Source organism: Pseudomonas citrullilanati (assembly GCF_030580855.1).
Lineage (GTDB): Bacteria > Pseudomonadota > Gammaproteobacteria > Pseudomonadales > Pseudomonadaceae > Aquipseudomonas > Aquipseudomonas citrulli.
This window is the reverse complement of the sequence record NZ_JAUQOP010000012.1, coordinates 16498-40999: the sequence shown is the minus strand read 5'-3', so window position 1 is coordinate 40999 and position 24502 is coordinate 16498. Positions and strand designations below refer to the sequence as shown.

The 24502-nt window shown below is 62.9% G+C and carries 23 protein-coding genes and 2 tRNA genes; 13 read left to right on the top strand and 12 right to left on the bottom strand.

The genetic code is table 11. The features are described from left to right. Positions 1-56 precede the first annotated feature (56 nt). The gene (locus Q6A48_RS10835) at positions 57-827 is read left to right on the top strand and encodes an SDR family NAD(P)-dependent oxidoreductase (RefSeq protein ID WP_304554098.1); all 771 of its coding nucleotides are present in this window, start codon (positions 57-59) and stop codon (positions 825-827) included. Between the two features lie 28 nt (positions 828-855). Beyond that, positions 856-1161 (top strand): YkgJ family cysteine cluster protein, encoded by a 306-nt coding sequence (locus tag Q6A48_RS10830; protein WP_304554097.1) that lies wholly within the window; start codon positions 856-858, stop codon positions 1159-1161. Between the two features lie 138 nt (positions 1162-1299). Here the strand turns inward: Q6A48_RS10830 and Q6A48_RS10825 are convergent, their stop codons facing one another. The 6 genes from Q6A48_RS10825 to hemA all read right to left on the bottom strand — a co-directional run bounded on the left by Q6A48_RS10825 (position 1300) and on the right by hemA (position 6680). Further along, entirely contained in the window at positions 1300-1818 is a 519-nt protein-coding gene (locus Q6A48_RS10825) for an acyloxyacyl hydrolase (protein WP_304554096.1), read from the bottom strand. A gap of 115 nt (positions 1819-1933) precedes the next feature. Further along, positions 1934-2725, bottom strand: a complete 792-nt coding sequence (murI, locus tag Q6A48_RS10820) for a glutamate racemase (protein ID WP_304554095.1) — start codon at positions 2723-2725, stop codon at positions 1934-1936. Next, on the bottom strand, positions 2718-3473 hold the full coding sequence (locus Q6A48_RS10815; RefSeq protein ID WP_304554094.1) for a molybdopterin-synthase adenylyltransferase MoeB: 756 nt from the start codon (positions 3471-3473) through the stop codon (positions 2718-2720). The genes murI and Q6A48_RS10815 overlap by 8 nt, the downstream gene beginning before the upstream one ends. Beyond that, on the bottom strand, positions 3467-4297 hold the full coding sequence (gene prmC / locus Q6A48_RS10810) for a peptide chain release factor N(5)-glutamine methyltransferase (RefSeq protein WP_304554093.1): 831 nt from the start codon (positions 4295-4297) through the stop codon (positions 3467-3469). The genes Q6A48_RS10815 and prmC overlap by 7 nt, the downstream gene beginning before the upstream one ends. Before the next feature lie 14 nt (positions 4298-4311). After that, positions 4312-5394: a peptide chain release factor 1 gene (gene prfA / locus Q6A48_RS10805; RefSeq protein ID WP_304554092.1), complete on the bottom strand. Its 1083-nt coding sequence runs from the start codon at positions 5392-5394 to the stop codon at positions 4312-4314. Next, positions 5391-6680, bottom strand: coding sequence for a glutamyl-tRNA reductase (gene hemA, locus Q6A48_RS10800; RefSeq protein WP_304554091.1), 1290 nt, complete (start codon positions 6678-6680; stop codon positions 5391-5393). Before hemA ends, prfA begins: the two co-directional genes overlap by 4 nt. Before the next feature lie 172 nt (positions 6681-6852). Here hemA and Q6A48_RS10795 point away from each other — a divergent pair, with 172 nt between their 5' ends. From Q6A48_RS10795 to ychF, 8 genes are all read left to right on the top strand, one after another. Beyond that, positions 6853-8577: a tetratricopeptide repeat protein gene (locus tag Q6A48_RS10795; protein WP_304554090.1), complete on the top strand. Its 1725-nt coding sequence runs from the start codon at positions 6853-6855 to the stop codon at positions 8575-8577. A 4-nt stretch (positions 8578-8581) separates the two neighbouring features. After that, positions 8582-9199, top strand: coding sequence for a lipoprotein insertase outer membrane protein LolB (gene lolB, locus Q6A48_RS10790; RefSeq protein ID WP_304554089.1), 618 nt, complete (start codon positions 8582-8584; stop codon positions 9197-9199). A gap of 1 nt (position 9200) precedes the next feature. Then, positions 9201-10052 (top strand): 4-(cytidine 5'-diphospho)-2-C-methyl-D-erythritol kinase, encoded by an 852-nt coding sequence (gene ispE / locus Q6A48_RS10785; RefSeq protein WP_304554088.1) that lies wholly within the window; start codon positions 9201-9203, stop codon positions 10050-10052. A 37-nt stretch (positions 10053-10089) separates the two neighbouring features. After that, positions 10090-10164 (top strand) — tRNA-Gln (locus Q6A48_RS10780). Between the two features lie 47 nt (positions 10165-10211). After that, positions 10212-11153, top strand: coding sequence for a ribose-phosphate pyrophosphokinase (locus tag Q6A48_RS10775; protein ID WP_003171603.1), 942 nt, complete (start codon positions 10212-10214; stop codon positions 11151-11153). 143 nt (positions 11154-11296) lie between these two features. Beyond that, positions 11297-11899, top strand: coding sequence for a 50S ribosomal protein L25/general stress protein Ctc (locus tag Q6A48_RS10770; RefSeq protein WP_304554087.1), 603 nt, complete (start codon positions 11297-11299; stop codon positions 11897-11899). 161 nt (positions 11900-12060) lie between these two features. Next, positions 12061-12645: an aminoacyl-tRNA hydrolase gene (gene pth, locus Q6A48_RS10765; protein WP_003185374.1), complete on the top strand. Its 585-nt coding sequence runs from the start codon at positions 12061-12063 to the stop codon at positions 12643-12645. Between the two features lie 22 nt (positions 12646-12667). Beyond that, positions 12668-13768 carry a redox-regulated ATPase YchF gene (gene ychF, locus Q6A48_RS10760; RefSeq protein ID WP_304554086.1) on the top strand — a complete coding sequence of 367 codons (1101 nt, stop codon included), beginning with the start codon at positions 12668-12670 and terminating at the stop codon, positions 13766-13768. Between the two features lie 48 nt (positions 13769-13816). On the opposite strand, the gene Q6A48_RS10755 is transcribed toward ychF, so the two are convergent. The 4 genes from Q6A48_RS10755 to Q6A48_RS10740 form a co-directional block, all read right to left on the bottom strand. Further along, positions 13817-15880, bottom strand: coding sequence for a calcium-binding protein (locus Q6A48_RS10755; RefSeq protein WP_304554085.1), 2064 nt, complete (start codon positions 15878-15880; stop codon positions 13817-13819). A 232-nt stretch (positions 15881-16112) separates the two neighbouring features. Continuing rightward, positions 16113-16700, bottom strand: a complete 588-nt coding sequence (locus Q6A48_RS10750; protein WP_304554084.1) for a hypothetical protein — start codon at positions 16698-16700, stop codon at positions 16113-16115. A 4-nt stretch (positions 16701-16704) separates the two neighbouring features. Beyond that, positions 16705-17148, bottom strand: a complete 444-nt coding sequence (locus Q6A48_RS10745) for a DUF3592 domain-containing protein (protein WP_304554083.1) — start codon at positions 17146-17148, stop codon at positions 16705-16707. A gap of 117 nt (positions 17149-17265) precedes the next feature. Beyond that, entirely contained in the window at positions 17266-18816 is a 1551-nt protein-coding gene (locus Q6A48_RS10740; protein ID WP_304554082.1) for a TerC family protein, read from the bottom strand. A gap of 606 nt (positions 18817-19422) precedes the next feature. On the opposite strand from Q6A48_RS10740, the gene Q6A48_RS10735 reads away from it, so the two are divergent. From Q6A48_RS10735 to ggt, 3 genes are all read left to right on the top strand, one after another. Next, positions 19423-21480 carry a methyl-accepting chemotaxis protein gene (locus tag Q6A48_RS10735; protein WP_304554081.1) on the top strand — a complete coding sequence of 686 codons (2058 nt, stop codon included), beginning with the start codon at positions 19423-19425 and terminating at the stop codon, positions 21478-21480. Positions 21481-21583: 103 nt separating this feature from the next. After that, a tRNA-Met gene (locus Q6A48_RS10730) sits at positions 21584-21660 on the top strand. A gap of 186 nt (positions 21661-21846) precedes the next feature. After that, a complete protein-coding gene (ggt, locus tag Q6A48_RS10725) occupies positions 21847-23691 on the top strand; it encodes a gamma-glutamyltransferase (protein ID WP_304554080.1) in 1845 nt (614 codons plus the stop codon). Here ggt and Q6A48_RS10720 read toward each other — a convergent pair. Both Q6A48_RS10720 and Q6A48_RS10715 read right to left on the bottom strand, forming a co-directional pair. After that, positions 23673-23906, bottom strand: coding sequence for a helix-turn-helix domain-containing protein (locus Q6A48_RS10720; RefSeq protein ID WP_304554079.1), 234 nt, complete (start codon positions 23904-23906; stop codon positions 23673-23675). The two genes, ggt and Q6A48_RS10720, sit on opposite strands and share 19 nt — an antisense overlap. 7 nt (positions 23907-23913) lie before the next feature. Next, positions 23914-24468, bottom strand: a complete 555-nt coding sequence (locus Q6A48_RS10715; protein ID WP_304554078.1) for a DUF2975 domain-containing protein — start codon at positions 24466-24468, stop codon at positions 23914-23916. Between the last annotated feature and the right edge of the window lie 34 nt (positions 24469-24502).

The window sequence follows — 24502 nt, the reverse complement described above, 5'->3', positions numbered from 1 at the left end:
TCACACGAGAGCCTCCTATCCACCCGGCACGCAGCCTTTCGAAGAAGGAGTATGGAATGGGTCGTAGTTCGCCCCCTCGGTATTGGTTGACCGGTGCCGGCAATGGCATTGGCGCCGCATTGGCCGAAGCGATACTCGAAACCGGCGCCCACCTGGCGGTGAGCGCGTGTTCGGCACACGCCTGCGAAACCTTGTCGGCGCGTTATCCGGGACAGGTGCTCGCCGTGCCCGGCAACCTCAGTGACAGCCAGACCGTACGCGAGATCGGTGAAACGATCGCCCGGCAATGGGGCGCCCTGGATCGGGTGATTCTCAACCTCGGGACGGCCGAGTATGTCCACGGGCAACCGTCGGAACAAACGATGATCGAGCACATCGTGCGCAGCAACCTGCTGGCCGCCAGCTTTTGCATCGAAACGGCCCGGCCATTGTTGAGTGCTGGCCGCGAACCGCACCTGGCGGGCATCACCAGCCCCGTGACCTACCTGACGTCCTTGCAGGCCTCCGGCAGCAGCTCGTTGCGCGAACTGTTCGAGACGACGCGCCAGGCGTTGGCCGCCGAACGTATCGACGTGACGCTGGTCACCCCGGGGGTCGACAGCGCATCACTGAATGCCGACGATTGTTTCCCGAAGCCGGCCCATTGGTCGGCAGGCGAGGCGGCGACCTACCTTCTTGGCCAATTGGCAGAACGTCCCGCCGAAGTGACTTTCTCAGTCTCTTGCCTGACGGCACTCTGGCCGCTGGCGAATGCCGCCGACGCCCGTCCGGCGCAAGCCGCCTCCGGGGACTCGACGAACCGGGCGCCGATCAAGGGTCAACCCTGAACCGCCCGGGTGGCTTACACTGCGCGCCATGAAAACCATCCCCGTCCATGCCATCGCCACGCCCGTCGTCACCTGCTCGACGTGTGCGGCGTGCTGTTGCCAGTTGGAAGTGATGTTGATCACCGACACCGGGGTTCCGGAACGTTTCATCGACACCGACGATTGGGGTGGCGAAGTCATGCGCCGGCTCGACGACGGTTGGTGCGCGGCCCTGGACCGCGACAGCATGATGTGCACGATCTACGAGAAACGCCCGCTGATCTGCCGGGAGTTCGAGATGGGGGCTGCGGAATGTATCGAAGAGCGCAAGGGAATCGCGACGGCGTACAGGTAGAAAGGCCTGATCTGCGAAGGATGGGGCTTGAATCTGCAGGAGCGAGCCTGCTCGCGAAGCGGTCTGTCCAGCCATTCGAAAGTGACTGACACTACGCTTTCGCGAGCAGGCTCGCGCCCACACGGGGGTGGTGCGGTGTTACAACGGCATGGTGTAGTGCAGCGCGAAGCTTTCCACACCGTCGTTGGTCGACTTGATACCGGCGTTGGAGTAGTGAGTCGCGCGGATGCCCACTTCATGGCCGCCGTTGAAACGCACACCCAAACCGATGCGGTCTTCGAACTGGAAGGCCGTGCCCAGCTTGTTGGTTTCCACTTCGGTGTTGGCGAACAACGCCACGCCCACGCCCGCCTCGATGTAGGGCTTCACGTTTTCGCCGGCGAATTCATAGACGAAGACCGGCGAGAACGACAGGCTGTGGTTGCTGGAGGTCTCGTCGCCTTCCCAGTAGGTGTAGGCGCCGCTCCAGTAGCCGGTCAGGCGGCCGACGTCGCTTTGCAGCCAGCTCTTGTCCCAGTCGAACTGCATGCCCAGGCGATAGGTCATGGTCGAATCGCTGGTCTGGCCAACCCCAAATTCCACACCAGCCGCCTGTGCGGTGTAGGTGTGCCCCAGTAGTGCTGCCGCAAGTGCGGCAAAGCAGAATAAGCGCTTCATTAGAAACATCCTTTTCCGAACAGACTTAGTTAGTTTTTTGTTACAAACAGACAAAGCTATAGAAATCCGCGCTGAAACAGAAGTTCAGCGCTTTTTACACAATTTTCACATTTTTTTACAGACCGAAGCTTCGCACAATGCCAGACGATTGCCATAGCACCGGTAGGATTTTTCCTAAATGTGTCGGATCTGCACTCGTCCAGAACTGAGTTTCGCTGGCCGGCCCCTCGGCCAGCAGCTCCCGTTCTGCCAGCAGGCGCTGGAGTTGGCGGGCCACGGCGGCACCGGTGTCGATCAGGCTGATGTGCGGCGCGATCATGTCCTGGAGCAGTGGCTTGAGGAAGGGATAGTGGGTGCAACCCAGGATCAGCGTGTCGCAGCCGGCGGCAAGCAACGGCTCGACGTAGTGTTGCAGCAGTTGACGCAAGGCCGGGCTGTGCAGGTCCCCGGCCTCGATCATTTCCACCAGCCCCGGGCAGGGCTGGGTGATGACCCGCACATCGGCGGCAAAGCGGTCGAGCAGCGCGGCGAACTTGGCGCTCTGCAAGGTGCCGGTGGTGGCCAGCACGCCCACGATGCCGCTACGGGTGGCGGCCGCTGCCGGCTTGACCGCAGGTTCCATGCCGACGATGGGCCACTGCGGAAAATCGCGCCGCAGGTCGGCCACCGCGGCCACCGTGGCGGTGTTACACGCCACCACCAATGCCTTCGCACCTTGGCCCAGGAGAAAGTCGGCAATGATCGCGCAGCGCTGCCGGATGTAGTCCGGGCTCTTCTCGCCATAGGGAATATGCCCGCAGTCACCGACGTACAGCAGCGATTCATCGGGCAACAACCGACGGATTTCCCCCAGCACCGAGAGCCCGCCGACGCCCGAGTCCAGCACGCCGACCGGCGCTTCACGCATGACGGTCACCGCAGACGCCGCAACGCGGGTCGCGCTTGACCCGCAGCTCACGGAACCGCGAGCCCAGGGCATCGATCAGCAGCAGGCGCCCGACCAGCGGCTCGCCAAATCCCACCAGTAGCTTCAAGGCTTCAAGGGCTTGCAGGCTGCCGACCAGCCCTACCAGCGGCCCCAGCACGCCGGCTTCGCTGCACGTCAGTTCGGCTTCGCTGCCATGGCCGTAGAGGCAGTGGTAGCACGGGCTTTCGGCGCGCCGTGGATCGAAGACCGACAACTGCCCTTCCAGGCGAATCGCCGCGCCACTCACCAGGGGCTTGCCTGCCGCGACACACGCGGCATTCACCGCTTCGCGGGTGGAAAAATTGTCGGAGCAGTCCAGCACCAGGTCCACGCCGGCGACGGCGGCGGCCAGGCTGTCAGCGTCCATGGCGGCCCGGTGAGGCACCAGCCGGACCCCGGGATTGATCGCCGCCAGGCGCCGCATCGCCGATTCGACCTTGCCCAGGCCGACGCTGTCGGTGTCGTGGATGACCTGGCGTTGCAGGTTGGTCAGGTCGACCGTGTCGAAATCCGCCAGGTGCATTTCACCCACGCCGGCGGCCGCCAGGTACAGCGCCACCGGGGCGCCGAGACCGCCAAGGCCGACGATCAACACGCGGCTTTGCTTGAGGCGCAACTGGCCGTCGATATCGACATGTTGCAGCAGGATCTGCCGGCTGTAGCGCAACAATTCCTGATCGTTCAGCACGGCAGGCACCCCAGGCTGATGCGTTCGTGGCCGCCCAGGTCCTTGCGGCTATGGACCTCGTGCAGGCCTTGGGTCTGCAACAGGTCGCGCACGGCCTCGGCCTGATCGTAGCCGTGCTCGAGCATCAGCCAGCCCCCCGGCTCGAGATGGGCCGGTGCCCGGGCAATGATCTCGCGCAGGTCATCCAGCCCGTCCTGGCCGGCCACCAGCGCACTGGCCGGTTCGAAGCGCACATCGCCCTCGGCCAGGTGCGGATCGGCGGCGGCGATGTAGGGTGGGTTGCTGATGATCAATTCGAATCGCTCGCCTTCCAGCGCACTGAACCAGTGGCTGCTCAGCACCGTGACGTTGCCCAGGGCCAGGCGCTGGCGATTGCGCTCGGCCAGGGCCACGGCTTCCAGTACCCGGTCCACCGCCGTCACGCGCCAGGCCGGACGCTCGCTGGCCAACGCCAGGGCAATCGCGCCGCTGCCGGTGCCGAGGTCGAGGACCCGCGCGGGCGTGGCCGGCAGCAAGGCCAGCGCGGTTTCCACCAGCAGTTCGGTGTCGGGACGCGGGATCAAGGTGTGGGGTGCGACTTCCAGGTCGAGCTTCCAGAAGCCCTGCTGCCCCAGGATGTAGGCCACCGGCTCGCCGCAGCGGCGACGACGCAGGTATTCGGAGAACAGCAGCGCCGCTTCGCTCGGCACGATCCGCTCGGGCCAGGTGTGCAGGAAGCTGCGGGACTTGCCCAGCGCAGCCGCCAGCAACAATTCGGCATCCAGGCGCGGCGTCGGTGAATCCGGCAACTCGGCGGCGCGTAACAAACTGGCGATGATGGTCATGGGTTCACCTGTGCTTAATCGCCAATCGCCGCCAACTGGTCGGCCTGGTATTCGGCCAGCAAGGGCTCGATGACCGCATCGACACCGCCGGCAAGAATGTCGTCGAGGGAATACAGGGTCAGGTTGACGCGATGGTCGGTGACCCGGCCCTGGGCGAAGTTGTAGGTACGGATCCGCTCGGAACGATCCCCCGAGCCCACCAGCAATTTACGTTCGCTGGCGATGGCATTGGCGGCGGCGCTGGTCTGCTGGTCGTTGAGCTTGGCCGACAACCAGGCCATCGCCCGCGCGCGGTTCTTGTGCTGGGAGCGTTCTTCCTGGCACTCGACCACGATGCCCGAGGGCAAGTGGGTGATGCGGATCGCCGAGTCGGTCTTGTTGACGTGCTGGCCGCCCGCGCCGGAAGAGCGGTAGGTGTCGATCCGCAAATCCGCCGGGTTGATCTCGATGGCTTCCTGCTCGTCCGGTTCGGGCAACACCGCCACGGTGCAAGCCGACGTGTGGATGCGGCCCTGGGATTCGGTGGCCGGCACGCGTTGCACACGGTGGGCGCCGGATTCGAACTTGAGCTTGCCGTAGACGTTGTCGCCCTCGACCCGGGCGATGACTTCCTTGTAGCCGCCATGTTCGCCTTCGTTCTCCGACAGGATCTCCACCCGCCAGCCGCGTCGCTCGGCGTACCGCGAATACATGCGGAACAGGTCGCCGGAAAAGATCGCCGCTTCGTCGCCGCCAGTGCCGGCGCGGATCTCCAGGAAGACGTTGCGACCGTCGTTCGGGTCCTTGGGCAACAGCATGCGCTGCAAGCGGCTTTCCAGTTCGATCAGCTGTTCCTTGGCCTCGCGGACTTCCTCCACGGCCATTTCCCGCAGGTCCGGATCGCTGTCCTTGAGCAGCGCCTGGGCGCTTTCGAGATCGTCCTGCACCTTGAGCAACTGCTTGTAGGCCACGACGATCGGCTCGACCTCCGCGTACTCCTTGGAATAGGCGCGGAATTTGTTCTGGTCGGAAATGACTTCGCCGTCGCCGAGCAGGGCGGTCAGTTCTTCGAAACGATCCTGGAGAATATCCAGCTTGTTGAGCAGTGACGCTTTCATTGCGGTTTCTTATCCGAAAAGCTATCCGGTGAACCCTCACCGAGGGCAAAGAGTTCCTGAGCCATGGCCAGCGCATCGAGCCGGCCCTCGGCGGTCAACTTCTTGAGCTGGACACTGGGGGCGTGGAGCAATTTGTTGGTCAACCCGCGCGCCAGCTGCACCAGCACTTCTTCGGCACTGCCGCCGTTGGCCAGCAGGCGCTGGGCCTTTTGCAGTTCTTCGTCGCGCAGGCGTTCGCTCTGCTGGCGGTACGCCTTGAGCACGTCCACCGCCGCCAGCTCGCGCAGGCGCACCATGAAGTCCTCGGCGCCGACGGTGATCATCTCTTCCGCCGCCTGGGCCGCGCCCTGCCGGCTCTTGAGGTTTTCGGCGACCACTTCGTGCAGGTCGTCGACGCTATAGAGGTAGACGTCGTCCAGTTCGCCGACTTCCGGCTCGATGTCCCGGGGAACGGCGATGTCGACCATGAAGATCGGCTTGTGCTTGCGCAGTTTCAGGGCGCTTTCCACCGCGCCCTTGCCCAGGATCGGCAATTGGCTGGCGGTGGAACTGATGACGATGTCGCTGTGCACCAGCTCGGCGGGAATGTCCGACAGCAGCACCGCGTGGGCACCGAACTGTTCGGCCAGGGTACTGGCGCGCTCCAGGGTCCGGTTGGCGACGACGATGCGCTTGACCCCCAGGTCGTGGAGATGGCGGGCGACCAGGGTGATGGTCTCGCCGGCACCGATCAACAGCGCCTGGCTGCGTTGCAGGTCGCTGAAGATCTGCTTGGCCAGGCTGACGGCGGCAAACGCCACCGACACCGGGTTCTCGCCGATGGCGGTGTCGGTGCGCACCTGCTTGGCGGCGTTGAACGTGGCCTGGAACAGCCGTCCCAGCAGTGGGCCAACGGTACCGGCCTCGCGGGCCACGGCGTAGGCCGACTTCATCTGGCCGAGGATCTGCGGCTCACCCAGCACCAGCGAATCGAGGCCCGAGGCCACGCGCATCATGTGACGAACGGCCGCATCGTCTTCGTGCACATAGGCACTGGCGCGCAGCTCTTCGAGGCTCAGGTCGTGGAAACCGGCCAGCCAGCGCAGCACCGAATCGGCCGAAACGTGATCCTGTTCTATATAAAGCTCGCTGCGGTTGCAGGTGGAGAGGATCGCGGCTTCGCGGCTGTCGGTCAGCCGGCAGAGCTGCTGCAGGGCCTCAACCAGCTGCTCAGGCGTAAAGGCCACGCGCTCGCGGACGTCTACTGAAGCAGTCTTGTGGTTAATACCAAGTGCAAGGAAGGCCATTCAAGGTCGCTGATGGTGACGTGAAGCCGGCAATTGTCCTACTTCGCCAGATTCAGAACAACCACTCGATCTCTATCGCCTGGCACGCGTGCGTAAATCGACGGGGCGGTTATGTTTGACCGAAGGCTTGTGTCATGATGATCCGACCGCAGGTTAGTCGTCCTCTTCCTATATGAATAGATCTTCCGCGTTGTTCCTCGCTCTTGCCTTGCTCAGCGGCTGCCAATCCATGGCCCCCGTTTCGACAGACGGTTCGCCACCGGTCGAAGACAGCACGCAGGCCCCTGAAAAGCCCAAGGTCTACGGTTCGTTCAGCGAAGAAACCATCTTCAGCCTGTTGAGCGCCGAACTGGCAGGCCAGCGCAATCGCTTCGACATTGCGCTGGACAACTACGTGACCCAGGCCATCAATACCCAGGACCCGGGCATTTCCGAGCGGGCGTTTCGCATCGCCGAGTACCTCGGTGCCGACCAGCCTGCGCTGGATACCGCGCTGATCTGGGCGAAGAATGCCCCGGACGACCTCGAGGCGCAGCGCGCCGCCGCCGTGCAACTGGCGCGGGCCGGACGCTACGACGATTCCATGATGTACATGGAGAAAGTCCTGCTGGGCAAGGGCGATACCCACTTCGACTTCCTGGCACTGTCCGCGGCCGACACCGACCAGGAAACCCGCAACGGCCTGATGAAAAGCTTCGATCGCCTGTTGCAGCGTCATCCTAACAACGGCCAGCTGATTTTCGGCAAGGCCCTGTTGATGCAACAGGATGGCGACATCCAGGGCGCCCTCGCCCTGCTGGAAGACAACCCGCCGGAAGCCGGCGAGGTGGCGCCGATCCTGCTGCGCGCACGCTTGCTGCAAGGCTTGAATCGCGGTGACGAAGCCCTGCCGCTGCTGGAAAAAAGCATCAAGAAGTACCCCGACGACAAACGCCTGCGCCTCACCTACGCCCGCATGCTGGTGGAAAACAACCGCATGGACGACGCCAAGGTGGAGTTCTCCAGCCTGGTCCAGCAATACCCGGAAGACGACGACCTGCGTTACTCCCTGGCGCTGGTGTGCCTGGAGGCCAAGGCCTGGGACGAGGCCCGGGGCTACCTGGAAGACCTGATCGCCCGGGACAGCCACGTCGATTCGGCCCACTTGAACCTGGGGCGCATCGCCGAGGAACGCAATGATCCCGAGAGCGCGTTGATCGAATACGCCCAGGTCGGCCCGGGCAACGACTACCTGCCGGCGCAGCTGCGCCAGGCCGATATCCTGATGGGCAACGGCAAGACCGCCGAGGCCCAGAGCCGCCTCGCCGTGCAGCGCGACGCCCAACCGGACTACGGCATCCAGCTGTACCTGATCGAAGCCGAGACCCTGTCGGCCAACAATCAGGGCGACAAGGCCTGGAATGTGTTGCAACAAGCCTTGAAGCAATACCCGGACGACCTTAACCTGCTGTACACCCGCGCCATGCAGGCGGAAAAGCGCAATGACCTGGGCCAGATGGAAAAGGACCTGCGCCTGATCATCCAGCGTGACCCGGACAACGCCATGGCCCTCAACGCCCTCGGCTATACCTTGTCGGATCGCACCACCCGCTATGACGAAGCCAAGGTGCTGATCGAACAGGCCCACCAGATCAACCCGGAAGACCCGGCCGTGCTCGACAGCCTGGGCTGGGTGAACTTCCGCCTGGGCAATCTCGACGAGGCCGAGCGCCTGTTGCGCCAGGCCCTGGAGCGTTTCCCCGACCAGGAAGTCGCCGCGCACCTGGGCGAAGTCCTGTGGGCCAACGGCAAACAACGCGAAGCCCGGCAGATCTGGAGCCGCTTCCTCAAGGAGCAGCCCGACAGCCCGATCTTGCGCGGCACCATCAAACGCCTGACCGGATCAGAGACCCTTTAAGACCATGTTCTTGCGCCACTTCATCGTTTTCAGCTTCATCGCCCTGCTCGCCGGTTGCGCGGGCTTCGGCGCCCGTGAATCCGTCCAGGGCCATGGCGACCCGGCCCAGTGGCGCGAGCACAAGTCCCAACTGAGTGGCCTCGACGGCTGGCAGATCGACGGCAAGATCGGCATCCGCGCGCCGAAGGATTCGGGCAGCGGCACGCTGTTCTGGCTGCAACGCCAGGACTACTACGACATTCGCCTCTCGGGCCCACTGGGTCGCGGTGCGGCCCGCCTCACCGGCCGGCCGGGCCAGGTGGCGCTGGAAGTGGCCAACCAGGGACGCTACGAAGCCCCTACCCCCGAGGCCTTGCTGGAAGAACAACTGGGCTGGAAGTTGCCCGTCTCCCACCTGACCTGGTGGGTGCGTGGGTTGCCGGCGCCAGACAGCAAGAGCCGCCTGACCCTCGATGCCGACAGCCGCCTGTCGAACCTGGAGCAGGACGACTGGCAGATCGAATACCTCAGCTACGCCCAGCAGAACGGTTACTGGCTGCCCGAGCGCATCAAGCTGCACGGCAGCAACCTTGACGTCACCCTGGTGATCAAGCAGTGGCAGCCGCGCAAGCTGGGGCAATGACATGAGCGCGCCACGCCTGACCCTGCCCTCGCCGGCCAAGCTCAACCTGATGCTGCACATCCTCGGGCGCCGCCCGGACGGTTACCACGAGCTGCAGACGATCTTCCAGTTTCTCGACTACGGCGATGAGATCACCTTCGCCGTGCGCGACGATGGCGTGATTCGCCTGCACACCGAGTTCGAGGGCGTCCCCCACGACAGCAACCTGATCGTCAAGGCCGCGAAAAAACTCCAGGAACAATCCGGTTGCCCACTGGGCATCGACCTCTGGATCGAAAAAATCCTGCCCATGGGCGGCGGGATCGGCGGCGGCAGCTCGAATGCGGCGACGACCCTGCTGGGGCTCAACCACCTCTGGCAACTGGGCTGGGACGCGGATCGACTGGCGACGCTGGGCCTGGCCCTGGGGGCCGATGTCCCGGTTTTCGTGCGTGGGCACGCCGCTTTTGCCGAAGGCGTCGGGGAAAAACTCACGCCGGTGGAACCCGAAGAACCCTGGTACTTGGTACTGGTGCCGCAAGTCTCTGTAAGTACAGCAGAAATTTTTTCAGATCCACTGTTGACACGTAACTCTCCTCCCATTAAAGTGCGCCCCGTTCCCAAGGGAAACAGTCGAAATGACTGCTTACCGGTGGTAGCAAGGCGTTATCCAGATGTTCGTAACGCTTTGAATTTGTTAGGTAAATTTACCGAAGCAAAACTCACCGGAACTGGAAGTTGTGTGTTTGGGGGCTTCCCAAGCAAAGCTGAAGCTGATAAAGTCTCGGCCCTTCTTACAGAGACCCTTACAGGGTTTGTAGCAAAAGGAAGCAACGTTTCGATGTTGCATCGCAAGCTGCAAAGTCTGCTCTAAAAGGAATCGAGTGCTGGGCACTCGCAGCAACAGATACAGGGGCGTCGCCAAGCGGTAAGGCAGCAGGTTTTGATCCTGCCATGCGTTGGTTCGAATCCAGCCGCCCCTGCCATTTTCCTATACTCATCCAGGTATACCCTCAGCCTTCAGGTACTGCGCGTGTCCAAGATGATGGTCTTTACGGGGAACGCTAACCCCGATCTGGCTCGGCGTGTCGTACGTCAGCTGCATATCCCTCTCGGTGACATTTCTGTCGGTAAGTTCTCCGACGGCGAAATCACTGCCGAGATCAATGAAAACGTTCGCGGTAAAGACGTCTTCATTATTCAGCCGACTTGCGCTCCGACCAACGATAACCTGATGGAACTCGTCGTGATGGCTGATGCCTTCCGCCGTTCCTCGGCTACTCGTATCACTGCTGTTATTCCCTACTTTGGTTATGCCCGCCAGGATCGCCGTCCGCGTTCCGCACGCGTGGCGATCAGCGCGAAAGTCGTGGCTGATATGCTCACCGTCGTTGGCATCGACCGTGTCCTCACGGTTGACCTGCACGCTGACCAGATCCAGGGCTTCTTCGATATTCCCGTGGACAACATCTACGGCTCCCCCGTCCTGGTGGATGACATTGAAGACCAGCGCTTCGAAAACCTGATGATCGTCTCCCCGGACATTGGCGGCGTCGTGCGTGCACGCGCGGTGGCCAAGTCCCTGGGCGTGGACCTGGGCATCATCGACAAGCGTCGTGAGAAAGCCAATCACTCCGAAGTGATGCACATCATCGGCGACGTCGAAGGGCGTACCTGTATCCTGGTCGACGACATGGTCGATACCGCCGGCACCCTGTGCCACGCGGCCAAGGCCCTGAAAGAGCACGGCGCAGCCAAGGTCTTTGCCTACTGCACGCACCCAGTGCTGTCGGGCCGGGCGATCGAGAACATTGAAAATTCCGTGCTGGACGAACTGGTGGTGACCAACACCATCCCGTTGTCCGCAGCTGCACAAGCCTGTGCGCGTATCCGTCAACTGGATATCGCACCGGTTGTTGCCGAAGCGGTTCGCCGCATCAGCAATGAAGAATCGATCAGCGCGATGTTCCGCTAAGGGCCCTGCCCTGGCGATGACACCTCGTTGACGAAAAGCGCCCCGCCCCGGCATCCATTGTCGGGGCGGGGCTTTTTTGCCCATATCGCCTTTAGCGCTGGTCGCAAACGCTGGGGCGAGCATGGTTATCCTGGAGATACAACATGAACGATTTTACTCTGAATGCTGAAGTGCGTTCCGACCTGGGGAAAGGTGCGAGCCGCCGCCTGCGTCGTCTCGCAAGCCTGGTTCCAGCTGTAGTCTACGGTGGCGACAAAGCCCCTGAGTCCATCAGCATGCTGGCCAAAGACGTTGCCAAACTGCTCGAAAACGAAGCGGCCTACAGCCACATCATCGAGCTGAACGTCGGTGGTTCCAAGCAGAACGTCGTGATCAAGGCCCTGCAACGCCACCCAGCCAAAGGCCACGTGCTGCACGCCGACTTCGTCCGCGTCGTTGCCGGCCAGAAGCTGACCGCTGTTGTTCCAGTGCACTTCATCAACGAAGCTGCCCCGGTCAAGAAAGGCGGCGAAATCTCGCACGTGACTTCGGAAATCGAAGTGTCCTGCCTGCCGAAAGACCTGCCTGAATTCATCGAAGTCGACCTGGCTGACGCCGAAATCGGCACGATCGTTCACCTGTCCGACCTCAAGGCTCCTAAAGGCGTTGAGTTCGTTGCCCTGGCACACGGTGATGACAAGGCTGTTGCCAACGTCCACGCTCCACGTGTTGCTCCAGAAGCGACTGAAGAAGGCGCTGCAGAGTAATTTCACTCTGTCGCCGGAGTGACCGGAAACATCGCGGACTGGAACGTAGCGAGACAGCGGGCGAGAACGCGAAGTTTACTTAACGGTAGATCCGCAATGTTCATCCACTGTCGCGACGAGCTGGCCGCGACGTTACCCACACTCCAGGAAGGGCCCCTATCGTGACTGCCATAAAACTGATCGTTGGCTTGGGAAATCCAGGCGCTGAATACGAACAGACCCGGCACAACGCAGGGGCCCTTTTTGTTGAGCGCATCGCGCACGCACAAGGCGTCAGCCTGGCGGCCGATCGCAAGTATTTCGGCCTGACCGGGCGCTTCTCGCACCAAGGTCAGGATGTTCGCCTGTTGATCCCCACCACCTACATGAACCGCAGCGGCCAGGCCGTGGCGGCATTGGCCGGTTTCTTTCGCATCAAGCCGGAAGAGATCCTGGTGGCCCACGACGAACTCGACCTGCCTCCGGGCGTCGCCAAGCTCAAGCAGGGCGGCGGCCATGGCGGTCACAACGGGTTGCGCGACATCATCGCGCAACTGGGCAATCAGAATACCTTTCACCGCCTGCGGCTTGGCATCGGCCACCCGGGCGTCGCCAGCATGGTTTCAAACTTTGTCCTGGGTCGTGCGCCTCGCGCCGAACAGGAAAAACTCGATGCCAGCATCGACTTTGCCCTCGGCGTGCTGCCGGATATCCTCGCCGGTGAATGGAACCGCGCGATGAAAAACCTGCACAGCCAGAAGGCCTGACACTTATCCGAGGGGAAACACCATGGGATTCAATTGCGGCATCGTCGGCCTGCCTAACGTCGGCAAGTCCACCCTGTTCAACGCCCTGACCAAATCCGGTATCGCGGCCGAGAACTTCCCCTTCTGCACCATCGAGCCGAACAGCGGCATTGTGCCGATGCCCGATTCGCGCCTGGACGCCCTGGCGGCGATCGTCAACCCCAAGCGCATCCTGCCGACCACCATGGAATTCGTCGACATCGCAGGCCTGGTGGCCGGCGCGTCGAAAGGCGAAGGCCTGGGCAACAAGTTCCTCGCCAACATCCGTGAGACCGACGCCATCGCCCACGTGGTGCGCTGCTTCGAAGACGAGAACGTGATTCACGTTTCCAACAGCGTCGACCCGAAACGCGACATCGAGATCATCGACCTGGAACTGATCTTCGCCGACCTCGACAGCTGCGAGAAGCAATTGCAGAAGGTCGCTCGCAACGCCAAGGGTGGCGACAAGGACGCCGTGGCCCAGAAAGGCCTGCTGGAGCAACTGATCGCCCACTTCACCGAAGGCAAGCCGGCACGCAGCCTGATGAAGAACATGAGCGCCGAAGAAAAACTGGTGATCAAGGGCTTCCACCTGCTGACCACCAAGCCGGTGATGTACATCGCCAACGTCGCTGAAGACGGTTTCGACAACAACCCGCACCTGGACGTGGTCAAGGCCATCGCCGAAGAAGAAGGCGCCGTGGTCGTTCCGGTCTGCAACAAGATCGAAGCGGAAATCGCCGAACTGGATGACGGCGAGGAGAAGGACATGTTCCTCGAGGCCCTCGGCCTGGAAGAGCCGGGCCTGAACCGCGTGATCCGCGCCGGCTACGAGATGCTTCACCTGCAGACCTACTTCACCGCCGGTGTCGAGGAAGTCCGCGCCTGGACCGTCCGCGTCGGCGCCACCGCGCCGCAAGCCGCCGGCGTGATCCACACCGACTTCGAAAAGGGCTTTATCCGCGCCGAAGTCATCGCCTACAACGACTTCATCCAGTTCAAGGGCGAAGCCGGTGCCAAGGAAGCCGGCAAATGGCGTCTGGAAGGCAAGGAATACGTGGTCAAGGACGGCGACGTGATGCACTTCCGCTTCAACGTCTGACGGTTTGCGTGGCAGTGTGCCCCACTGCCACGCATCGCCCAGGCGGCATCAGGTCAGCAAGTGACCTGGATCGGTCTCTGGCGCCATCCCGACCAGTCCCACGTCGGCATTCGTCGCGAAGATCATGTTGTCTTCGTCGAGACTCTCCCGCCAATCCCCGGCCAGCCCGATCTGGAACCAGTGGCCTTGTGCATCCGCTTCCACGTCCTGCAAGTACGTGCGGTCCAACGCCTGGTTATAGGCCACCTTCAGCGTCGTCCCCGTCCCATCCCCCAAACCGGTATAGCCCAGGCTCGATACATCGATCCGGTCGTCGACCGTGAAGCGCTCGATCAGGTCGACGAAGCTCTGGCTGTCGGTGCGATAGCTGTCCTCGGCGGTGGTGTAGCGGAACACGTCGGCGTTCTCCCGGTGGTCCGTCCACAACGAAATGTCCCCCCTGTCACCGCCATCGAGGCGATCGGCGCCCTTGCCGCCGATGATCACATCCGCGCCGGCGCCGCCGTTGATCCGGTCATTGCCGTCCAGGCCACGGATGATTTCCGACAAGGCCGAACCGATAATCGTATCCTTGCCAGCCGTACCGTCGACGGTGGGCGCAGTGAACACCAGGTTGGTGTTGTTCAACTGCCCTGTCCAATTACCATCCAGGGTCAGTTCAAACCGTTGCCCTGAGGCATCGGCGTCATAGTTCTTGAGGTAGGTACGGGTGCCGTCCGCGCTGGCCAGGACCGCCAAGGTGCCGTCGTGACCATTGCCAATGCCGGTGAAGCCCAGGGCGGTCAAGTCGATGCGGTCCTGGGCGGCATCGAAGTCCTGGATCCGGTCGCTGCCGTTTTGCGTGTCGGTACGGAAGCTGTCGCCCAGCTCGGTGAAGCGGAAGATGTCGGCGCCGGCGCCACCGTGCAAGACGTCCCGCCCGCCATTGCCCTGGAGCACGTCATCGCCTGCCAGGCCCTGGATGACCTCGGCGGCAGCGGTGCCCTGCAGGATCTCCTCGCCGACGTAACCGTCGACATGGAGCTTGCCGTCGTGGCTACCGAAACCGGTATCCAGGCTGCCGTCGGCGTTCAGGCGGATGACACTGAAATCCCCATTGCTCGTGCCGGCCGCCACGATCTTGCCGTCGGCTTGCACCGTCAAGGCCACGGGTGTGTCGGTCTCGAAAGTCACCGTGCCGTGGGTGCCAAAGCCGTTGTCGAAGGAGCCGTCGGCGTTGAGCCGAGCGACCGTCGCCCAAGCGTTGCCCTCGACGTGGCCCATGACGATGATCTTGCCGTCGGCTTGGAGGGTGACCACCGAGTCTTCGCCGAAGCCCATTGCCGGGGTCAGGTAAAGGGCGCCGTTGTCGCCGAAATGGGTATCCAACTGACCGTCGGGGGTGAAGCGCTGCAGCAGGAAGGTCGGATCGCCCGCGCCGGCCACGTTGTACGCCGCCCCGACCACGACACCGCCGTCGGCCTGAACCGCGGTGGAAATCCCTCCGTTGTAGTACTTGTCTGTAGGAATGTTGACGCTCAGCACACCGTTATCGCCGAAGCCATCGACGAGCGTGCCGTCAGCGCCGATCCGGGTCACGCTGGCCTGGTCGAATCCACGGGCGCTGACCTGGAAGGTGCCATCGGCGTTGGCCGTCAGGTCGATGTCCTTGAACGCATGGCCAATGCCCAACGAAATGGCACCGTTTTGACCGAAAGTTGCGTCCCGGGTCCCGTCGCTGTTGAAGCGCTCGACCTGCACGCCGGTGTTCAGTGCCACGGCGACGAGCACCTTGCCATCGGGCTGCACCGCCGTCAGCTCGTAGTGAGATTCCGGCGCCGTCGCGGCAGGGACGATGTCGATGCCGCCGTCATGGAAACTCGTGTCCAGGCTGCCATCGGCGTTCAGGCGAATGACGCTGTGGTTTTGTTCGTAACCGTAGCTTTCTTCCCCCGGCGCCCCGGGGTACCCCCAGGCGAGGTACTGGGTATAGCCGCCGACCAGTATCTTGCCGTCTGGCTGGATCATGATGCTCTGGTTCGTGTCGAACTGGCCGGTGAGATCGACCTGGACAGTACCAGGCCCGGTTCTCACGGTATGGGTACTTGTCGTCTTGCTATCGGCGGTTGCCATGGGCTTAATCCTTTAAGGGGTGCGGGATCCGTCACTCTAGTAGAGCACCCGGGATTTGCACGGAGCCCCGCCGCTTGCACAGGCACCGCTCGACGAATGGCGTACAGCCCGCCGTTTGGCTTCGCTGGAGGGCTCAGGCACCTGGCCTGGCGTGTTGCACCCGTTGCCGTTGCCCACAAAAAAAGCCGCGTTGATTCGCGGCTTTTTCGTGGGTAACGCTCATGAATTTTGCTTAGAACAGATAGCCCATGTAGATGGCCGCGCCACCACCGGCCTGCGCGCCGGCGTTCATCCCGGCCATGACCAGCGCGCCCTTGGCCGACTGCAACAGCTGCCGGTTGACGGTACTGGAGGCGATCATCGACGTGGCCGGGCTGGCGCTCAACGCCACCGACAATGCCAACAACTTGGGATCGAGCCCGAACAACAGGGCGGTGGCCGAACCGCCGACCACCAGGCCTGCCCCTACCTCCGTGTACAAGCACGGCCCGGTGATGTCGTCATCGGTCAGGTCACGGCTGGCCAAGGCGTCGCTGACGAAGACCTTGCCGGTGCTGGGAAAGGCCTCCGCCGCGCCGGCCGCGCCCACGCTCTTGCCCTTGATCTGCAGATTGACCTTGCCGAAACGCGGCAGCCGCGCACCGAACCCGACCCCGAGGCCAACGCCTCCGTAGCAATAGCTGACGTCCTTGCCTTCTGGCGAACGCAGGATGATCGAACCACCGCTGCCGGCCACCACGGCCACGGTCAGGCCACCACCGCTGGCGGTCTGGTACTGCCAGCGGCTTTCATTGACCGGGATTGGGATGTTGTAGCTCATACGTTCAAAGTCCTTTAGCTGAATGAACCGCACCGCGGCCGCGCTGACGCAAGACCGTTGCCAGGCCGACCAGGGAGAACACCAAGCCGATCACGCCCAGGACCACCGAAGTGCCCCACAGCGCACCCGCGTCATCGACGATGGCGCTGGCGGCCGGCTGCTCGGGCAGGTAGTGCACCCGCACGGCCTGATTCGGCTGGTAGCCGAAGATAAAGCCGCCCTGGGGGTAGGAAATGTTCTCGCCGCTGGCGCTGGTGAAGGCGATCTCGGGATGCGAGCCACCGGCATTCAGGCGGCTGACGATGCCATCGGCGGTCTGTGCGCGTGCGAGAAATTCGCGGCGTTCGAGGGTGAGATTGGCGGTGATGACCAGCAGGCCGATACCGATCAGGGCAAACAGCAGGCCCAGCAGTACCTTCCCGATGGGGGACGAAGTGTCGTTAGCCATGGCGTGTCTCGGAATCGTCCTTGAAAGAGGGGCGTCAGGATAACAAGAACTGTCACCCTGCCGCATCTCCAATAGGTATTCCCAGGCGCAGGGCTGGCGGCCAGATTGCGCCGCCCCTTACCCGTCCTTGCGCATCAGCACCCGTGTGACACGGCGCTCCTGTACCTCCACGACGGTCACGTCCCAGCCTTGCCAATGGAGCTGGTCACCCATGACCGGCAAGCGGTCCAACCGGCTCATGACCCAACCGGCGAGCGTCTGGTAATCGTCTGTCGCCTGCGCCTGGAAACCGATGTGCTCGCGAATCTGGCTGAGATTCAGCGCACCGCTGACGCGATAGCCGTCCTCCTGCGCGACGATGTTCGGCCCTTCGATTTCACTGGCGTCCGGCAGCTCGCCAGCGATCGACTCCAGGATGTCGGTCATGGTCAGCAGGCCGATGAAGTCGCCGAACTCGTTCACCACGAACGCGATGTGGGTGGACGCTTTGCGCATCTGCTCCAAGGCGTTGAGAATCGTGAAGCTGTCCAGCAAGTTGATGGCCTGGCGCGCCATGGCTTCGAGGTTGGGCGAATGGCCCGCGAGCATTTCCTTGAGCAATTCCTTCTTGTGGATAAACCCCAGCGGCTCATCCACCCGCCCTTCCCGAACCAGGGGCAGGCGGGAATACGAGGAGTGCATCAGCCGTGTGCGAATCGCGTCCGGCGCATCGGCCAGGTCGATGTGATCGACCTGCGCACGCGGCGTCATCACCGTGCGTATCGGGCGCTCCGCCAACTGCAGCACACCACTGATCATCACGCGCTCGCGTCGGTCGAACACCTGCTCGACCTTATCACCGGCGAGCATGTCGGCGATGTCCTCGCCCACTTCCTCGACACTCAACTTTTGCCCGCCCAGCAATCGCATCACCGCATGGGCGGTACGCTCACGCATCGGCCGGCGACCTTGCAGGCTCTTCTGGCGACGAACGCGCGCCAGTTGGTTGAACAACTCGATCAGGATCGAGAAGCCAATCGCGGCGTAGAGATAGCCCTTCGGGATATGGAAACCCAGGCCCTGCGCCGTGAGGCTGAAACCGATCATCATCAAGAAGCCCAGGCAAAGCATGATGACCGTGGGGTGCGAGTTGACGAAGCGAGTCAGCGGCTTGCTGGCAACGATCATCAGGCCGATGGAGAAGATCACCGCGATCATCATCACCGACAGGTGTTCGACCATGCCCACGGCGGTGATCACCGCGTCCAGCGAGAAGACCGCATCGAGCACCACGATCTGCGCCACGATCGGCCAGAACAGCGCATAAGCGGCGTTGCCCGTACGTTGCGCCACATGCCCTTCAAGGCGCTCATGCAACTCCATGGTGGCCTTGAACAACAGGAACACGCCACCGAACAGCATGATCAGGTCCCGCCCCGAGAACGTCTTGGCGAAGACCTCGAACAACGGCTCGGTCAGGGTCACCATCCAGGAAATGCTGGCCAGCAGGCCCAGGCGCATCAACAACGCCAGGGACAGGCCGATCACCCGGGCGCGATCGCGCTGCTCGGGCGGCAGTTTGTCCGCCAGGATGGCAATGAATACGAGGTTATCGATGCCGAGCACCAGCTCCAGCACGATCAGGGTCAGCAGGCCAAGCCAGGCCGTGGGGTCGACGATCCATTCCATGGGGATTATTCACTCCCTCGAAAAGACGTCGCGCAAAAGCGTGGGATGAAACGGAAAAGGTTGCCGGGAGGTTCCACGTGGGCGTTCATATCGACCTGACAGTGATTGGGGATAAAAATCCTACATAACTTCAGGACGCGTCATACGAGCGGAATCATTACAGGATCTGACAAAGCCGCCGCAACCTCGCATCGACACGCATTTTGCATTCGCAACGACCACCCCTTCCTGTGGGAGCGAGCTTGCTCGCGAAGCCGGTAGCACAACCCGACTACGACAATATAGGGTATCGCTTTCGCGAGCAGGTTCGCTCCCACCAAGTGCCATTTTTCGGTGCGGGGGCCGCGCTCCCCAGGGTACGATAGGCCTGGAAAAAAACACCCTGCCCACCAGGTAATAGCCCAACGCCATGGTCTGAATCTTGCCTTGTAAATGCCCTAAGACGCGGCCCCTTACAAAGTGGACCGAGAATGGGAAGTTTCGCTACAGAGCAGGCCTACAGAGCCGATTTGGACAAACTTTCGAAGCCTTTTAAAAGGGCACCTGTTCCAGCACGTGTGTAGAACCGCACAAAAACAGTGCACAGGTGTCCAGGGGAGTATGGGCATGCAGGCTTTTCTGTCACCGGGCATCAGATTGTTGGGACGTTTCGGCTTCGCCCGTAAATTCCAACTGCTTTTCCTGCTTTTCATCCTGCCGCTCATGGGCAGCCTGTGGCTCATTGGCCAGGATTATCGGGACAAACTCAGCCTGATTTCCGGGGAGCGCAACGGGGTCCGCCAATTGCTGGCCCTGGACAACCTGGACAACCTGCTGACCGCCCAGCGCAATCGGGCGGCGCGCTGGCGGGCCACGGAAACCAATCGCCAACCGACCCCGGCGACGCTGGCGGCCATGGCGGCATTCGATGCCGTGCAACCGGCGCTCAACCAGGCCGCCAACGACCTGGGCACGACCCTGCAAGCCGAAGGCGCCGAAGCCGACACCTTGGCCCGCTTCCAGGCCCTGCAGAACAGCCTCAACGGCCTGGATTCGAAAAGCCTGGGGACGGTGGGCTGGTGGCCGGACGGCTATGACCGCTTCACCGCCGCCCTCAGCGCCTTGCAAGCGTTGCGCGAACAAATGGTCATGGACAATCGCCTGAACCTCGCTTCCTGGCTGGAAACCTATCTGTTGACCCAGATTTCCACCCAGCAGACCCCGGACCTGATCGAACGGGTCGGGCGCCTGACCAGCGTTGGCCAGGCCTCCGTGGTCTCGGGTCAATTCTCCTTGCAAAGCCGCCTGCAACTGCGGGACCTGCGCAGCCGCATCGGCGACGCCCGGGACCAGTTGGTCAAGACCGGCGCACTGCTGGAAACCCGCCTGCCCAGCGATTTGCAAACCTGGGCCGGCCAATACCAGGCCAGCCTCAAGAACCTGGATGCCGGCTTGAAAGTGCTGGATGACGGCGTGTTCGGCGGCTCCATCACGCTCAAGCCGGAAGCCTTCGAAAAACAAATGGATGCACTCCTGGCCGACCTGGCGACCCTGCGCCAGCAATCCCTGGTAGCCCTGGATACGCGGCTGGACCACTACCATGGCTCGGCCATCCGCCAGTTCACCCTGGTGGCGACGGTACTCGGCTGCCTGCTATTGGCAGCGCTCTACCTGTTCATTTGCCTGCAAGCGTCGATCCGCCGCAGCGCCAGCGGCATCACCCTGCTCGCCGAGGCCCTGCGTGATGGCAATCTCAGCCTGCAAGTGCCGGTGCAGGGCCGCGACGAACTGGCGGCCATCAGCACCGCCCTCAACGTCGCCGTGGTGCAATTGCGCAACAGCTTGCTGGGGGTGGACCACGAGACGTTGCAGCTGAGCAACGCCGTGCGCACCCTCAACACCCATTCCAGTGGCGCCCTGGGCGAGGTCGAAGCCCAGCAGATGCAGATCAGCCAGATCGCGGCCGCGGCCACGCAACTGGCGGCCACCTCTCAAGGCGTGGCGAAGAGTTGTGAGCAGGCCTCCGACAGCGCCCAGCAAACCCGGCGCATCGCCACCGACAGCAGCCGCGACAGCCAGCGCACCACCACGAGCATCCAGCAGCTCAACCAGCGCCTCAACGACACCGCCGCCGCCCTGGGCCGGGTCAGCGAACAGGGGCAACAGATCCAACTGGTGGTCGACACCATCCGTGGCGTGGCCGAGCAAACCAACCTGCTGGCCCTCAACGCCGCCATCGAGGCCGCTCGCGCCGGCGAACAGGGCCGTGGTTTCGCCGTGGTGGCCGACGAAGTCCGCAGCCTGTCGCAACGTACCCAGTCGTCCACGCAACAGATTGCCGCCACCGTCGACAGCCTGCGCGCCACCGTCGACGAAGCGGTCAGCCTGATGGAAGCGGCCTGCGGCCAGGCCCAGACCGATGCGCAAGCCGTCACCGGCCTGGGCGAGCGCCTGGGGGAAATCGCCAGCGCCGTGCAGAGCGTCACCGACACCCTGGCGCAAATCGCCACCGCCGTGGACGAACAAGCCAGCACCGCCGACGAGGTCAGCGGCAATATCCAACAGGTCGACCAGGCCGCCATGCGCCTGCTGGAAGGCGCCCGCGCGGTGAACCTGGCGGCGGACACCCTGAGCCAGGGAAGCCAGGCCTTGAGTGCCAACACGGGGAGATTTCAACTCGGTTGACGGGCATTTGCGACGAGGATGGATAAGCGGTTGAAAGCGCAGAGAAATATTTCAGATTTACGCTTGACACATCTTCGTTACCGGCGAATAATGCGCGCCACTTGGCTACATAGCTCAGTTGGTTAGAGCATAGCATTCATAATGCTGGGGTCCGGGGTTCAAGTCCCTGTGTAGCCACCAAGTACCAAAAACGGCTTATCGAAAGATAAGCCGTTTTTTTATGCCTGGAGAAAAGCCTGGCTCGCCTCCATCGAGCCGTAGTGCGCTCACTCGTCGCACTCACCCGCCGATTACCCCTGATTTGCACCATACGCCTCCCCTCGCTACAGTCGGTCTCCCTACCCTGTCCCACGGATGGAGCGACACGTGCCCACACATCAGCCCTTGAATCTTCAACGCCTGTCAGCCGTTTCGCTGTTGGCGATCGCCCTGGTCCTTGGCGCATGCAAGGCGCCGCCCTCCTCGACCGCCACGCCAACCTTGCCCACCGCGCCGGAGATCGCTTCCGGCTACCGCACCGACCTGCACACCCAACACGCCACCCGGCACATGGCGGCTGCGGCCAACCCGCTGGCGGCCGAGGCCGGGCGCGAAATGCTGCGGCGTGGCGGCTCGGCCATCGATGCGGCGATCGCGATGCAGGCGGTGCTGACCCTGGTGGAGCCGCAATCCTCGGGCATTGGCGGCGGCGCGTTCATCGTGCTGTGGGATGGCAAGGCCGTGCGCACGTACGACGGCCGCGAAACGGCACCGGCCGGCGCCACGGAACGGCTTTTCCTGCAAGCTGACGGCAAACCCATGGGGTTCACCGCCGCGCAGATCGGCGGACGCTCCGTGGGGACACCGGGGGTATTGCGTGCGCTGGAACTGGCCCATCGCAAGCACGGCCGGCTGAAATGGGCGACGCTGTTCGAGCCAGCCATCGCCCTGGCGGAACAGGGTTTCACGATCTCGCCAAGGCTGCATTCGATGATTGCCGCCGATCCGTCCTTGCCGGGTTCGCCAGACATGGCCAGGTATTTCCTCAACGTCGATGGCAGCCCGAAAGCGGTCGGCACCCTATTGAAGAACCCGGCGCTGGCCGGTGTGCTCAAGCGCATCGCCGACGAAGGTGCCGATGCGTTGTACCAAGGCCCGGTGGCCGAGGAAATCGTCGCCAAGGTGCAAGGCCACGCCAATCCCGGCAGTCTTTCGCTGGACGACCTCAAGGGCTACACCGCCCGGGAACGGGCACCACTGTGCACCGACTACAAGCGCTGGCAAGTCTGTGGCATGGCGCCGCCGTCCTCCGGCGGGATTGCCGTGGCGCAAATCCTCGGCACCTTGCAGGCGTTGGAGCAGCGCGACAGCCGCCTCGCCCTCGCGCCCCTGAAACCGCACAAGACCGATAAACCGGCCGGCATCGAGCCCGCGCCCGAAGCGGTGCACCTGATCGCCGAAGCCGAACGCCTGGCCTACGCCGACCGCGCCCAGTATGTCGCCGACTCGGATTTTGTCCCCGTACCGGTCAACGGCCTGGTGGATCGCGCCTACCTGGCCAGCCGTGCCAGCCTGATCGGCCCACGCAGCATGGGCATCGCCAAGCCCGGCACGCCGCCAGGCATCCAGGTGGCCTACGCGCCGGACCGCTCGCCGCTGCGCATCTCCACCTCGCAAGTGGTGGCGGTGGATGACCAGGGCGGCGCCGTGTCCATGACCACCACGGTGGAGTCGGCGTTCGGCTCGCACCTGATGGTCCAGGGCTTCATGCTCAATAACCAGATGACCGACTTCTCGTTCATTCCCGAGGAGAACGGGCAGAAGGTCGCCAACCGTGTCGAGCCGGGCAAGCGTCCGCGCTCATCCATGGCGCCGACGCTGATCTTCGATCGCCAGAGCGGTGAATGGATGGCGACCGTCGGTTCCCCGGGCGGTTCGCAGATCATCGAATACGTGGCCAAGTCGGTGATCGGCCTGCTGGACTGGAACCTGGACCCACAAACAGCCATCAACCTGCCCAACTTCGGCAGCCGCAACGGCCCCACCGAGCTGGAACAGGGCCAGTTCAGCCCGACGCTGATCCAGGCGCTGAAAGACAAAGGCCACGCCGTCAGCGAAATCGACATGACCAGCGGCACCCAGGCCATCGTCCGGGTGCGTGATGCCCAGGGCAAAGCCTCACTGGCTGGCGGCGCGGAGCCGCGCCGCGAGGGTCAGGCGCTGGGGGACTGATCTTCCTTGCCCGGCGGTTGGTAGACCAGCAAGTCGGCGGGCTGGCAGTCCAGGTAGCTGCAGATGGCCTCCAGGGTCGCCAGGCGGATGCCCTTGACCTTTCCTTGTTTCAGCAAGGAAAGGTTGGCTTCCGTTATGCCAATGCCGGCAGCCAGGTCCTTGGACTTGACCTTGCGCAGCGCCAACATCACATCAAGTTGAATCACGATCGGCATGGGGCTCTCAAACGAAGGTTCGGTTTTCTGAATCGACTTCACTGGCCTGGGACAGTATCCGGGCAATGATCGCAATACAGGCCGCGAGAAACAAAGCGACGAACGACGGAGCGGTCACGCTGAGGGTCAGCAGGCGTTGACCGACGGGCGCATGAATCGTCACCAGCAGGCTGAGGAACGGTTCACAGAGGAAGTCCAACACCACCCACAAGACGACCGCCCGGCCGGCCTTTCCCAAATAAACCGCAGCGTCGCTGGAAAAGTACAGGCCTTGGGCGTACCGCTTGAACAACTGCCGCAAATTGGCCAACCCGGCAACCAGGGCGAGCAACGGGATGCTCGACAGCACAATGGCGCCCAGGCATTGCCAACCGGACAGGCGCATCGCCTCTTCGGACATGCTCGACAGTTGGCGCTCGGTCAAGGCAAACCCCAGGCCGTAGCGTGACGCTGCATCAGGAAACAACCAGGCAGCGGTGTTGATGACCATCATCACGACCATGAAGACAAGCGTGATGGCGGCCATGCGCTGGCTATACAAAGCAAGACGATTCGACGACATGTGAGAGCTCCAACCCTGAGAGGAGCCCAGACCA